The organism is Alloalcanivorax xenomutans (assembly GCF_900217905.1).
GTDB classification, from domain to species: Bacteria; Pseudomonadota; Gammaproteobacteria; order Pseudomonadales; family Alcanivoracaceae; genus Alloalcanivorax; species Alloalcanivorax xenomutans.
In genome coordinates this window covers 129,001-142,431 of sequence record NZ_OBMO01000006.1, presented here as the reverse complement: position 1 = coordinate 142,431, position 13,431 = coordinate 129,001, and the positions used below count along the sequence as shown (strand labels likewise).

Here is a 13,431-nt window from a genome sequence, read left to right as displayed (position 1 = left end):
AGATAAGCCCGTCACATTCCGGAAACGTCCATCGAACCTTCGTTGTGATCGCTGTCGGACTCTTCAGTGGCATGCCTGGAAAGCATGCCGTTGTCACGGAAGCAATCAGGAGGAAACACCATGAAAGCTTCGTTCAAGGGCCCGATGGTCGCAGTGGCCACCTTTGTTCTGGCCACAGGCGCCAGCAGCCTCGCGCTGGCGCAACAGCACACCACCGAAAACCCGGCGGCGCCACCGGCCGGAGCCGCGCAGCAGGCTCCGCAACAGCAAGGCGCCATGCCACAAAGCGCCGACATTTCCGATCAGGATGTGCAACGCTTCGCCGAGGCCCAGGGCAAGGTGAACGACATCAAGCAGGAGTACCAGGGCAAGCTGCAGGAAAGTGCCCAGGATCCGCAGAAAGCCATGGAAATACAGCAGGAGGCGCAACAGGAGATGGTACAGGCGGTACAAGACAGCGGCATGGATGTGCAGCAGTACAACCAGATCGCGCAACTGGCCCAGTACGACAACGAATTGCGCCAGCGCATCGAGTCCCAGTAACGGCTCTGCCCGGAACGCAACGTCCATAACCCAAAAGGACCGGCGAATGCCGGTCCTTTTGTTTTTGGTTCCACCTTCAGACGTGCGCCTTAGGTCAGAACGTCACTCTCATGCCCAGCCAGTAGCGGCGGCCGTCTTCCACGTAGCCGTATTCATCGTAGGAGATGTCTTTGTCGGCCAGATTATAGATACCCGCATTCAACGTGGTTTGCGGTGACAGCTGGAAGGCAACACCGGCGTCCACCAGCGTATTCGACGGCGCGATAATGTCGCTGCCTGAAGGCGTGCTCACCGGCTGACTTTCCTTGCCGCGATAATGCACCGACGCCCAGGGCGATACCCGATCGGTGGCGCGCCAGTCCGCCCGCAGGGACGCCAGGTGTTCCGGAATCTGGGTCAACGGCTGCCCTTTGTATTCGCCGGACTTCTGCTCGGAGTCGGTGTAGGTGTAGCTGAAGGTCAGATCCAGTTGGCGCCACAGGGTGGTGGCCAGGGTGGCTTCCACCCCTTTGGTCACCGCCTCGTCCACGTTGATGCGGTAAGTCGGATCGGAGCCCCAGTCGTTGGCCCCATCGGTACAGATGCTCACCGGGCAGGTGACCCGGGTGATCTTGTCCTCGAAGTCGTTATGGAACACGGTAAGGCTTGCGGTGAGAGCGCGGCCGGCATTGAAGTACAGGCCCAGTTCCTTGTTCAGCGAGGTTTCCGGCTCCAGATCCGGGTTACCGTAAATGTTGCCGCCCCGGCTCACCTGTCCCCACCCCGGGGTGATTTCGCGCAGGTTCGGCGAACGGTAACCAGTGGAAACGCCCCCCTTGATGGTCCAGCGCGGCGCGAAGCCCCATACCGCATAGAGTCGCGGACTGACCTGGCTGCCGTAATTTTCGTCGTCGTCCAAACGCACACCACCGGTGAGGCTCACGTTGTACGGCAGCATCCATTCGTCTTCCACGAACATCGCCCATTTGGAGCTGTCCACCCGGGTAAGGTCGGAGATGCGGTTCGACGTCTTGTCGGACAGCTCTTCCTTTTCGAAGTCCGCGCCCAGGGTCAGCATATGATCCCCCAGCGGCACCATCAGGCTGCTCTTGGCGGTGGTGTTGGTGATGGTCATCTCGCGGCTTTCGTTTTCGCTTTCTTCCCGCTGTACATAGCTGTCGGAAGTGCCGATGGCCCAACGGCCGGTGTGGGTCAGCGCCAGCACTTCACGGCGGAACTCATCGTCGTTATCGGTACAGGGGCCACGGCAACCGTCCGGGTCCACGCTCTCACCCACGTGTCCCCGCCGACGCTGACGGGTTTCGCCGGCTTCCAGGGTGAAGTCGTGATCAGCGGTGGGCGTGAACGCCAGCTTGGCGTTGAGACTGCGCAGACTTTTATCCTCGAAACCATAAGCGAAGCGGTCTTCATCACGATTGCTGAACTTGCCTGAAAGCTGCAAACCCAACAGGTCTTTTTTCAGCGGGCCATTGAGAAAGAAGTTCGCCTGTTGCTGATCGCCGGAACGGGAGTCGTCCTGAATAATGGCATCCAGCTGCATGCCGCCGCCCCACTCCTCGGCGACCTTGCGGGTGATGATATTGATCACGCCGCCAATGGCGTCGGAGCCGTACAGCGTGGACATGGGACCGCGCACGACTTCGATACGCTCGATGGCCTGCAGCGGCGGCAGCCAGTCCTGTTCGAAACCGGCGCTGCCGTTGGGGCGGCTTTCCCGGGAGGACACCGGTTTGCCGTCCACCAGGATCAGCGTGTATTGAGCCGGCATCCCGCGCATGACGATGTCGTTGCCGTTGTCGCCGGAACCGCCGCCGGTAACGATGACACCAGGGATATCCCGCAGCGCATCGGTGGCGTCCTTGTAGAAGCGTTGTTCCAATTGTTCGCGATCAATAACGCTGATCGAAGCCGGCGCATCTTCCAACTGCTGGATGCGTCCCGCGGCGGTCACCGTGACCCGTTCGATCTGGTTGACGGTGTCATCGGCGAAAACCGATCCCGCCCCCAAGCCGAGTACCACCCCGGTCAAGGCACAACGTAATTTCATTCCTGAACTCCCGCAATTTCCCAATGGCGTCCAAAGACCCGATCCCGGACGTAAAAGTGCGAACAGGAATGATATAGATTCTTATTTGATGAAAAAGGCAGGATTACACTTTATACATTTCCGGCCGCCGCCAGACGCACATGCACGCGCAGACCGGGGTGGCCATTCTCCGCCCACAACTCGCCGGCCTGCCGGATCACCGCACGGCGCGCGATACTGAGCCCCAGACCGAAACCGCTGTCGGTGGTGCGGGCCGGGTCCAGACGCACGAACGGCGCGAAGATCGACTCCAGGCGTTCCTCCGGTACCCCCGGTCCCTGGTCCGCCAGCCACAGGTGCCAGTATTGCCCTTCCCGGTTCCCGTGCAGCACCACTTCGCCGTTCACCGGGGAATGGCGAATGGCATTGCGCACCAGGTTTTCCAGGGTCAGCGCGAAGTCATTGAGGTTGCCGAGCACCATGGCGTGCTCGGGCAACTGGCAACGGAACCGCAACGGATCCCAGCCGCTTTCAAAGGCGGCGTCGTCCACCACCAGATCCCAGATTTCCCGTACCGACAACGGACCGGTTTCCGAGCCGCGTTGTTCGGTGTCGTGCCACACCAGGGCCAGGGTGTCGTCCACCAGGGTGCGCATCTTGTCCACTTCCGTGGCGACCCGCTGGCGCAGGGCCGGTTCGTCCAGCGGACTGTCCAGCGCCACATTCAACCGGCTCAGAGGCGTGCGCAGCTCGTGGGACATGTCATGCAGAAGCTGCCGCTGGCTTGCCAGCAAACCGGACACCCGTTCCGCCATGCTGTTGAAACTGCGCCCCAGTTCCCCGAATTCGTCACGCCGTTCGGTAAGGGTGGTTTCCACCCGCGACGCGGGCTCGTCGCGGAAGCGGTGCACCTGGGCTTCCAGCGCCCGCAACGGCACCATGATGCGCCAATAGATCAGAATCACCGCCAGCAGCGCCATGATGCCGGGCAGCAAGGTCAGAATCAGGGTGCGTTGCAGCGGCCAGGCCCCACCGGGCATGTGTTCCGGCGGTAACTGCATTACCAGGCGGCCCTGGTCCGGCGCGCCGGGAAACGGCATGCCGATGAACGGCATTTCGCGGTAGCGGAAGCTCATGCGCCAATCCAGCTCGCGCTGAAAACGAAAGCCGGCGATCTGGTTGTCGGTGAGCGGGGTGCCACTCAGAGAGCGTCCGGCAGTGTCCACCACCATGGCCTCCCCCGGCACCCGCTGGCCGAGCTCCGCCAGCCAGGCGGCCACGCCCTGCTCGCCGCCCGCCCGCCAGGCCGCTTCCGCCTCATGGGCATAGCCCAGCATTTCCGCCTTGGCCTGATCACTGAGCAGCACCACCTGGTTGGCCACCCAGATCGTCACCCAGCGACTGCAGGCCACGATCACCACCGCGCTCAGACACAACACCAGGGCAAGGCGCCAGAACAGGGAATGACGGCCGGGCATTACAGCGCCTCGGACACCAGGGTGTAGCCCTGGCCCCAGACCGTGCGCAGCGGTTGTTCCGCCATGCCGACATCGCGCAGCTTGCGACGTAGATGGCTGACGTGCAGATCAAGGCTGCGATCATGACGGCCATAGCCGCGATGCAACACCGCCTGATACAGAAAAGCCTTGCTCAGCACCTGATCACGATGTTCCAGGAACACCCGCAGCAGACGGAACTCCGTGGTGGTCAGCCCCAGATCGGCCTCCCGGTACCAAGCGGTTTCATCCTCGGTGCGCAGGACCAGAGCGCCCACCGGCGCCACGCCCTGGCTCTGGCGCCGCTCCAGCGTCACCCGCCGTAATACCGCTTCCACCCGCACCGCCAGCTCGGCGGAGCTGAAGGGCTTGGGCAAATAGTCGTCGGCTCCTTTCATCAGACCGCTGATACGATCCTGCTCATCGCCCAGGGCGGACAGCACGATCACCGGAACGCCGCTGCGCTGACGCAGCTCCGCCAGCAAGTCGAGGCCATTCATGCCGGGCAACAGAATGTCCAGCAACACCAGGTCGAACGGCTGGTCCAGCGCTTGTTGCAAGCCAGCCCGGCCGTCGCGGCATACCGTTACCTGGTGCTGCCGGGAGGCCAGAAAGTCCTGTAAATGGGTGCATAGCACGGCGTCGTCCTCGATCACCAGAAGACGGGCCGGGCAGGGGGATATCGCAGTCATTTGTAAAGAATAAGAATTATCATTCACAAAGGGAATGGCTGGTTCGTCCCTGATTTCGCCGCAAGGTTCCCTACTTACATTCTTTACCCGTGCCTTTCATTGTTAGTGCGAACCATTCGCAATAACATGGCCTCCATCCCCAATCCCAAGGCAGTGGAAGATCTCCGGCTTGGACAAGAAAGCAAAAGCGCGTTGGCTCAAGCAGCTTCACCAATGGCACTGGGTCAGTTCGGCCCTGTGCCTGGTGTGCATGGTGCTGTTCAGCATCACCGGCATCACCCTCAACCATGCCACCCAGATCGACGGCGAACCCAAAGTGGAAGAGCTGACCGCGACCTTGCCCGAACCGTTGCTGGCCGAATTGAACCGCCAGGATCAAGGCGCCCTGCCCCGGCCACTGCGGGACTGGCTGAGGCGGGATCAGGGCATCGACGTGAACGACCGCGAGGCGGAATGGTCCGGCCAGGAGGTGTATCTGGCCATGCCCCGGGCCGGCGGTGACGCTTGGCTGGCCATAGATCGAAATAGTGGCGAGGTGCTTTACGAAAACACCGACCGTGGCTGGATTGCTTTTCTCAATGATCTGCACAAAGGCCGCGACACTGGCACCGTATGGCGCTGGTTCATCGATATTTTCGCCGTCGCCACCCTGCTGTTCGCCTTCACCGGCCTGGCTCTGATGTTCCTGCATTCCCGCCGGCGTCCGGCCACCTGGCCGGTCACGGCGCTTGGCTTGGTGCTGCCGTGGTTGCTGATTGCCTTTTTCATGCATTAGGAGATGGTCATGCGTTTGATCCCGATAGTAATGCTGTCCGCCCTGGCCTTCGCCGCCGAGGCTGCCCAGTTCCAAGTGGAAGTGGAAGTGCCACGGTTGCGGGTGGCGGAATACCACGCGCCCTATGTGGCGTTCTGGATCGAGACGCCGGAAAACACCGTGGCCGCCCCACTGGGACTCTGGTACGACGACCAGGAAAAATGGCTCAAGGACCTGCGCCAGTGGTGGCGCCGCACCGGCCGCTCGCAAAGCGCCCCTTATGACGGCCTCACCGGCGCCACCCGTTCGCCGGGCAAGCACAGCGTGGACTTTTCCGAGCTGCCGGCGATGGCCGAACTGCCTGCAGGCGACTACCAACTGGTGGTGGAGGCCGCCCGCGAAGTGGGGGGCCGCGAGGTAGTACGGATTCCGTTCCAATGGCCTCCCGCCAGCGCCCAACAGCTCCGTGCCGAAGGCACGGAAGAACTGCATGACGTCACTCTGACCCTTACTCCTTAGCTCTTTCCCTTTAAATACCGGCATTGACAGGAGCCAAACCATGAAACCCGTTTCCCTGGCCGCCGCCGCGGTCTCCGCGCTGCTACTGCTCTCCCCCGCCGCCCAGGCCCACAAGCGCTGGCTGCTGCCGACCCATACCGTGGTTTCCGAAGCGCAATGGATCAGCGTCGACGCCAGCGTTTCCAACGACATCTTCTACCCGGATCGCGCTTATTCCCTGGAACGCCTGCAAGTCACCGGCCCCGATGGCAAGGCGGCGGAAACCGATCATCTTCTGGAGATGCACCGGCGCAGCGTATTTGACGTCAATCTGGCGGCAACCGGCAGCTATCGCATTGCCCTGCCGGGCCATTTCTTCCTCGCCTTCTTCGAGCAGGACGGCGAACGCAAGCGGCTGTTCGGCGAGGATGCCGAGGCACTGCTGAAGAAGGTGCCGAAAGGCGCCGACAAAGTGCGCCTGCTGGAATCGGTCAGCCGCATCGAGACCTTCGCCTCCGTCGGCGCCCCCGACACCGCCGCGCTGAAACCCACCGGCAAGGGCCTGGAACTGGTGCCGGTGACCCATCCTAACGATCTCTACAGCGGTGAAACCGCGCGCTTCCGCTTCGTCGTCGACGGCAAGCCCGCCGCCGGCCTGGAGGTTCATCTGCTGCCCGCCGGCACCCGCTACCGCGACGCCCAGCAAGACTGGACCGTCACCAGCGACGACAACGGCGAAGTGGCGATCGAATGGCCCCACGCCGGCCGCTTCTTCCTGGAGGCGGAAGCCAGCGACCAGAACGTCAGCCACAAACAGGCCGAACGGCGCCGCCTGGAGTACCTGGGCACGTTCGAGGTGCTGCCGCTGTAAGGCCAACCACACGCTATTCGCTGCCAGGGCAGCTCCCACAGCGGGTTTTACAAAGCCGCTGTGGGAGCGATCCTCCCCATGCAGGCGTGCCGACAAAGAAAAAGATGCATTCTCCCGCCATTTACCGTATAGTCCACGCCCCCCGCCATACTGGCCTGCGTCCTTTTCACTGAAAGGTCCCCTTCATGTTGCATAGCGATTCCGGGTTCGCCGCTTTGGGCTTGCCCGCGCCCCTTCTTGATGCCATCGGCAAACTGGGTTTTGAAACCCCATCGCCGATCCAGGAGCGTAGCATCCCCGTCCTGCTGGACGGCGATGATCTGCTCGGCCAAGCACAAACCGGTACCGGCAAGACCGCCGCTTTCGGCCTGCCGTTGCTCGCCCGTATCGATCCAGAGCAGCGTTGCCCACAGCTGCTGGTGATCGCCCCCACTCGCGAACTGGCCCTGCAAGTGGCCGACGCCATGGAAACCTTCGCCCGCCAGTTGCGCGGCGTTAAGGTCGTGGCGGTATACGGCGGTAGTGAATACCGCACCCAATTGCGCGCGTTGCGAGACGGCGCCCAGGTGGTGGTGGGCACCCCTGGCCGGATCATGGATCACATGCAGCGCGGCAGTCTGAACCTGGATCGTCTGCAGGCGCTGGTGCTGGACGAAGCCGACGAAATGCTGCGCATGGGCTTCATCGACGACGTCGAATGGATCCTGGAACACACCCCGGACGAGCGGCAGCTGGCGCTGTTTTCCGCCACCATGCCGAATGTGATCCGGCGCGTGGCCGAGCGCCATCTGAAGTCACCGAAGTGGATTCGCATCGAAAGCGATACCACCACCAATAACGGCATCCGCCAGCGCTTCTGGCCGGTCTCCGGCCTCAACAAGCTGGACGCCATGTGCCGTATCCTGGAAGGCGAGCCCCACGACGGCGTCATCGTCTTCGCCCGCACCAAGCAGTCCACCCTGGAGCTGGCCGAGCAACTGCAACGCCGGGGCCTGCGCGCGGAAGCCCTGAACGGCGATATCCCCCAGGCGCAGCGGGAAAAAACCGTGGCCCGCCTGCGTGAAGGCCGCTTTGATCTGCTGATCGCCACCGACGTGGTGGCCCGTGGCCTGGACGTGCCGCGTATCAGCCACGTGATCAACTACGACATGCCCGCCGACACCGAAGCCTATGTGCACCGGATCGGCCGTACCGGCCGGGCCGGACGTAACGGCGAAGCGATCCTGTTCGTGTCGCACCGTGAGCGGGGCATGTTACGCGCGATTGAGCGTGCCACCGGCCAGAGCCTGGAATCCATGGACCTGCCCAGCGTCGACGCGCTTAACAGCAAGCGTCTGGCCAAGCTGCAGGAGCAGCTGGTGGCGGGCCTGGAAAGCAAACATCGCGAAGAGGCGGAGACGGTACTGAGCGCCCTGCGCGAACAGCTGGATCTGGACGATGAAAAGCTGGCTCTGGGCCTGGCGGCGCTGCTGGTGGCCAAGGAGCCGGTGATTCTCAAGCCGGCCCCGGTGGGCAAACCGCCGCGCGCTCACAAAGAGGGCCCTCGCAAGGACCATCCGCGCAAGGAAGGCCGGCCGGCCAACAATCGCCGCCGTACCGCCGGCAGCGACGGCGACGCCAACGGAGACATGCAGGTTTACCGGGTGGAAGTGGGCCACGCCCACGGCGTACGGCCGGGCAATCTGGTCGGCGCCATCGCCAACGAAGCGGGTCTGCCGAGCCGCCTGATCGGCGCCATCCGCATTCATCAGGAACACAGCACCGTGGCGCTGCCGCAGGATCTCACCGCCAAGCAGCTGAACATTCTCAAGCGCACCCGCGTTTGTCAGCGGCCGCTGTCGCTGGAAGCCCTCTGACGCCGACACACGCCAACGGATTGTTCCGTTGGCGTGTGCTTCAGGCCAGCTCAGACGTCAACTCGAAAGCCCACCTTCACCACCACCTGGAAATGGGCGACTTTGCCGTTTTCCACATGGCCGCGCGTCTCCCGGACTTCGAACCATTCCACGTTCTTGACGCTCTTGCCGGCGGCGGCGATGGCGTTATGAATCGCGCCTTCGATGCTGTCCTTGGATGAACCAACCAGTTCCAGCTTCTTATATACATGCTCGCTCATAAGGTCCTCCTTCAATGCTTGTTGAGGCCTGATTACACGATCTGTTCTCTTTCAGAGTGAGCCCTGACAGGCCCGTGGGTCAAAGATAAAACACCAACCGGATCCCAGATTCGGCACCCTTGCCCGCGGACGCTATAATCGTCTCCCCTCGAAGCCGACCGCCCCACCCGCCGTGCAACGAAGCGCCCATTTTTCCCGCTGCCGCCAATACCGCTATGCCCTCTGGCGCCGCTGGGCCGAGGGCGATGACTATGTGCTGCTGGTGGCGCTGAACCCGTCCACCGCCGATCACCGCCGCGATGACCCGACCATTCGCCGCTGCATCGGCTTTGCCCGGGACTGGGGCTATTCAGCGCTGTGCGTGGCCAACCTGTTCGCCTATCGGGCCACTTATCCGAGCGACCTGTTCGCCGCCGACGATCCGGTGGGGCCACGCAACGACCAGTGGCTGAGCAAGCTGGCCCGCGACGCCAGCCTGGTGGTGGCCGGCTGGGGCAATCATGGCCGCCATGGCAATCGCGCCGCCCAGGTGCGCGCCCGTCTCGGCGACGCCCTGCACTGTCTGCGCATGAACGGCTCGGGGGAACCCGCTCACCCGCTCTACCTGCCGAAAACACTCAGGCCGATTCCGATGCCACCGGTTATCCCTGCCAACCGGCCCGATCGGCCCGGCCGCCGCTGATTTACGTTTTCGTCACCGTGGTCAGGCAATATTCCGATCCGCTAGACTGCCGGAGAGCGACGACCGAATCACGACCGGAGGGAACCCAGGTGGCAAGTTTGCAAAAGGCTCTGTTGAGAGCCATGGCTTTTTTTGTGCCTCTGATCAGTATCGGCGTGGCCGCGCCCTCCTCCGGATCGGCACAGCCGGTTTCCTTTCAGCAGCAGGTCAGACCCGTCCTGGAGCAGCGCTGTATCGCCTGCCACGGCTGTTATGACGCCCCTTGCCAGTTGAAACTGGAATCACCGGAAGGGCTGGCCCGGGGCGCCAGCCAGACGCCGGTGTATAACGGCCAGCGCACTTCGGCGGCCACGCCTTCGCGCCTGTTCATCGACGCCGGCAGCTCCGGCGAATGGCGTAACCGCGGTTTCTTCTCGGTGCTGGAAGGCAGCCAGACCATGGACGAGGGGCTGCTTTATCAGATGCTGGTACTGGGCCAGCACCAGCGCTTCGAGCCAAACAGCAAGCTGCCCGAGGACATTCAATTGGGATTGGGGCGCGCCAACGTTTGTCCGGCGCCGGAGGACATGGCGGACTACGCCCGCGAGCACCCGTTGGAAGGCATGCCACTGGGCCTGCCGGCGCTGAGCGATCGGGAATTCGATCTGCTGACACGCTGGTTGGCCCAGGGCGCGCCGCTGCAAGCCACACCGGTGAAGCTGACGCTGGAGGAGCAAAGCCGGATCCAGGCCTGGGAGGATTGGCTTAACCGGGACCGTCCGCGCCAGCGTCTGGTCGCCCGCTGGGTTTACGAGCACCTGTTCCTGGCCCATCTTTATTTCGATAACCACGGCCCCAACCGCCCACGGCTCTTCTTTTCTCTGGTGCGTTCGCACACCCCTCCGGGCGAACCGATAGCGCCGGTGGCCACACGCCGGCCCAACGGCGATCCCGGCGGTCCGTTCTGGTACCGGTTGCGGCCGATCACCGAGACCATCATCCACAAGACCCACATTACCTACGCGCTCAACGACGCCAAACGCGAGCGCATGGAGTCCCTGTTCTTCGATACGCCGTGGGAATTGGAAACACTGCCCGACTATGACGCCGATGCCCGCGCCAATCCCTTCGAAACGTTCCAGGCCATTCCCGCCCGTGCCCGGTACCAGATCATGCTGGATGACGCCGAGTACTTCGTCCGCACCTTTATTCGTGGCCCGGTATGCCGGGGACAAATCGCCACCGACGTGATCCGCGACCAGTTCTGGGCGGTGTTCCAGGATCCGGACCATGACCTCTATGTGGACAATGCCGACTATCAACGCCAGGCAACGCCGCTACTGGGCCTGCCCGGTCAGCACGACGATCTGATTTCGCTGGGCCCGCAATGGTTCAAGTACAAGCACAAACGCAATCGCTACCTGCGCGAACGTCAGCAGGCTTACGCCCGGCACGCGCCCGGCGGCCCCACCTGGGAAACACTCTGGGACGGCGATGGTGATAACAGCAACGCGTTGCTGACCATTTTCCGCCATCATGACAGCGCCTCGGTGCGACGCGGTCTGATCGGCGACCTGCCCCTGACCACCTGGGTCATGGATTACCCGCTGTTCGAGCGCACCTACTATGCCCTGGTGGTGAATTTCGACGTGTTCGGCTCGGTCTCCCATCAGGCCCAGACCCGCCTGTATTTCGACCTGATCCGCAACGGCGCCGAACAGAACATGCTGCGTTACCTGCCGGCGGCGGCGCGCAAGCCGGTACTCGATGACTGGTACCAGCACACCGGCAAGCTCAAGCTGTTTATCAGCTATGCCAGCGTCGATACCGACACGCCCACCGGCATCGACTATGGCACCAGCACGCCCAAGCAGGAATTCGACGGTCAGTTGCTGACCCGCTTCGCCCATCTCAATGCCCGCCCGGACCCGCTGAATCGCTGCCAGGACGAGCATTGCGCCCTGCCCGGCGCCAACGGTCTGGAACAGCGCGTGCAGCAGGCGCTCAGCGTGCTGGCGTCACGGCGGGCCGACGATCTGCCGGTGATCGATCACCTGCCGGAAGCGTCCCTGCTGCAGGTGCGTGGCAAGGACGGCGATCTGGCGGTGTACACACTGCTGCGCAATCGTGCCCACAGCAACGTGGCGTTCATGATGGGCGAATCACTGCGCTATCAGCCCGAATTGGACACGGTGACGATTTACCCCGGCGTTCTCGCCAGCTATCCGAATTTCATGTTCCATCTGCGTGAGGGCGAGTTGGAGGACTTTGTGCGGGCCATGGAGCGGGCCGGCGATGAGAGTGGCTTCGAACGGCTGGTGCAGCGTTTCGGCGTGCGCCGTACCCACCCTGAATTCTGGCATTATTTCGACGATCTGGGGGACTATTTGCGGGAACATGAACCGACTCAGGCCGGAGTGCTGGACCTGAACCGCTATCAGAATCTGTAAGCGATCGCGTGTTCAGTGCATAAAAAAAGCCCCGGACCTGGGGTCCGGGGCTTAAAGTACCGTCACAGCATGCCTGCGAAGCAGGCTCCCGAGCCTGATGACGATATACGACTTGCGCGGGCAAGGCCCGACTGAATCAACGCCTGTTGGGGATCACCGCCGGCATCCGGCAACGTCGCACCGGCCATGACCACAGGATTCAGGAGTAATCAAACTAATAATGGCACCCTTCCTCCAGGGCTGGTATTGTCGCCTATGACTTATTCATGGTGATTTGCGACAAACCTACCAAGGACAACAATGTATCAAGTCAGCGTCCTGGCCTATGACGGCGTTTTCGCCTCCGCCCTGGCAGGGGTGGTGGATCTGCTCAACCTCACCGGCGTGACCTGGAACCGCATCCACGGTCTGCCCCTGGACCGGCAATTCAAGGTTCAGGTGGTCTCCCGCGGCGGCCAGCCGGTGCGCTGCAACGCCGGGCTGAGACTGGCGGTGGATAACGCCATCGAGCGGGTGGACAGCAGCGATCTGGTGCTGGTGCCCACCATTGGCAACGAGATTACCAGTGTGCTCAAAGCGGAACAGGACACCCTGGAATGGCTGCGTTTCCTGCATGCCGGCGGCGCCGATCTGGCCAGCAACTGCACCGGCGCCTTCCTGCTCGCCGAAGCCGGCTTGCTGGACGGACGCCGCGCCACCACCCATTGGGGCTACAGCCCGTTGTTCCGCCAGCGTTACCCGCAGGTGAACCTGAACGAACGCGAGTTGATCACCCGGGATGGCAACATCTTCTGTGCCGGCGGCGGTACCGCCTGGCGCGACCTGACCATCCTGCTGGTGGAGCGCTATTGCGGCGCCGACATGGCGCGGGAGCTGGCCAAGTCGTTCGTCATCGACGTGCGCAACGACCCGCAAAGCATCTACGCCGGTCTGCCGGCCAAGACCTATCACCGCGACGAGCAGGTGCAGCAGGTGCAGTCCTGGCTGCATGAGCACTATGCCGAGCCCACCACCCTGGCCGATCTGGCCCAGCGCGTGCACCTCAGCCCCCGTCAGCTGCAGCGGCGCTTTATCGCCGCGCTTGGCGAGCCGCCCCTGCAATATTTGCAACGGGTGCGCATCGAGGCCTCACGCAAGATGCTGGAGCGCGGCGCCACCAATCTGGGCACCCTGGCGGAGCAGGTCGGCTATCAGGACGTGAGCAGTTTCTCCCGCCTGTTCAAACGCCACACCGGCCTGTCGCCAAGCCATTACCGGCAGCGTTTCGCCCGCGTCGGCGCCCTGCGCGACTGACGCCGGCGTGCAATTCGGAGCTTCACTCCTT

The 13,431-nt window shown here is 62.9% G+C and carries 12 protein-coding genes; 8 read left to right on the top strand and 4 right to left on the bottom strand.

What is annotated here, in order from left to right; translation table 11 throughout:
- Window positions 1–120 precede the first annotated feature (120 nt).
- Window positions 121–543, top strand: coding sequence for a DUF4168 domain-containing protein (locus CRO06_RS06425; protein WP_022996698.1), 423 nt, complete (start codon window positions 121–123; stop codon window positions 541–543).
- A gap of 94 nt (window positions 544–637) precedes the next feature.
- Here CRO06_RS06425 and CRO06_RS06420 read toward each other — a convergent pair whose 3' ends face one another.
- The 3 genes from CRO06_RS06420 to CRO06_RS06410 all read right to left on the bottom strand — a co-directional run bounded on the left by CRO06_RS06420 (window position 638) and on the right by CRO06_RS06410 (window position 4,757).
- Window positions 638–2,590, bottom strand: a complete 1,953-nt coding sequence (locus CRO06_RS06420) for a ligand-gated channel protein (RefSeq protein ID WP_097058028.1) — start codon at window positions 2,588–2,590, stop codon at window positions 638–640.
- Window positions 2,591–2,700: 110 nt separating this feature from the next.
- Window positions 2,701–4,047, bottom strand: coding sequence for a sensor histidine kinase (locus CRO06_RS06415; protein ID WP_097058027.1), 1,347 nt, complete (start codon window positions 4,045–4,047; stop codon window positions 2,701–2,703).
- A complete protein-coding gene (locus CRO06_RS06410) occupies window positions 4,047–4,757 on the bottom strand; it encodes a response regulator transcription factor (protein ID WP_097058026.1) in 711 nt (236 codons plus the stop codon). Before CRO06_RS06410 ends, CRO06_RS06415 begins: the two co-directional genes overlap by 1 nt.
- A gap of 169 nt (window positions 4,758–4,926) precedes the next feature.
- Here CRO06_RS06410 and CRO06_RS06405 point away from each other — a divergent pair, with 169 nt between their 5' ends.
- From CRO06_RS06405 to CRO06_RS06390, 4 genes are all read left to right on the top strand, one after another.
- Entirely contained in the window at window positions 4,927–5,532 is a 606-nt protein-coding gene (locus CRO06_RS06405) for a PepSY-associated TM helix domain-containing protein (RefSeq protein WP_097058025.1), read from the top strand.
- A gap of 9 nt (window positions 5,533–5,541) precedes the next feature.
- A complete protein-coding gene (locus tag CRO06_RS06400) occupies window positions 5,542–6,030 on the top strand; it encodes a DUF2271 domain-containing protein (RefSeq protein WP_097058024.1) in 489 nt (162 codons plus the stop codon).
- Between the two features lie 40 nt (window positions 6,031–6,070).
- On the top strand, window positions 6,071–6,880 hold the full coding sequence (locus CRO06_RS06395) for a DUF4198 domain-containing protein (protein WP_026948989.1): 810 nt from the start codon (window positions 6,071–6,073) through the stop codon (window positions 6,878–6,880).
- 185 nt (window positions 6,881–7,065) lie between these two features.
- Entirely contained in the window at window positions 7,066–8,736 is a 1,671-nt protein-coding gene (locus tag CRO06_RS06390; RefSeq protein ID WP_055100513.1) for a DEAD/DEAH box helicase, read from the top strand.
- Between the two features lie 50 nt (window positions 8,737–8,786).
- Here the strand turns inward: CRO06_RS06390 and CRO06_RS06385 are convergent, their stop codons facing one another.
- Complete coding sequence (locus CRO06_RS06385; protein WP_014993836.1) at window positions 8,787–8,996, bottom strand: dodecin; 210 nt, start codon at window positions 8,994–8,996, stop codon at window positions 8,787–8,789.
- 172 nt (window positions 8,997–9,168) lie between these two features.
- On the opposite strand from CRO06_RS06385, the gene CRO06_RS06380 reads away from it, so the two are divergent.
- The 3 genes from CRO06_RS06380 (at window position 9,169) to CRO06_RS06370 (ending at window position 13,400) form a co-directional block, all read left to right on the top strand.
- A complete protein-coding gene (locus tag CRO06_RS06380) occupies window positions 9,169–9,678 on the top strand; it encodes a DUF1643 domain-containing protein (RefSeq protein WP_097058023.1) in 510 nt (169 codons plus the stop codon).
- Window positions 9,679–9,767: 89 nt separating this feature from the next.
- A complete protein-coding gene (locus tag CRO06_RS06375; protein ID WP_218839875.1) occupies window positions 9,768–12,107 on the top strand; it encodes a fatty acid cis/trans isomerase in 2,340 nt (779 codons plus the stop codon).
- 300 nt (window positions 12,108–12,407) lie between these two features.
- Window positions 12,408–13,400 (top strand): GlxA family transcriptional regulator, encoded by a 993-nt coding sequence (locus CRO06_RS06370; RefSeq protein ID WP_022996688.1) that lies wholly within the window; start codon window positions 12,408–12,410, stop codon window positions 13,398–13,400.
- The last annotated feature ends 31 nt before the right edge of the window (window positions 13,401–13,431 follow it).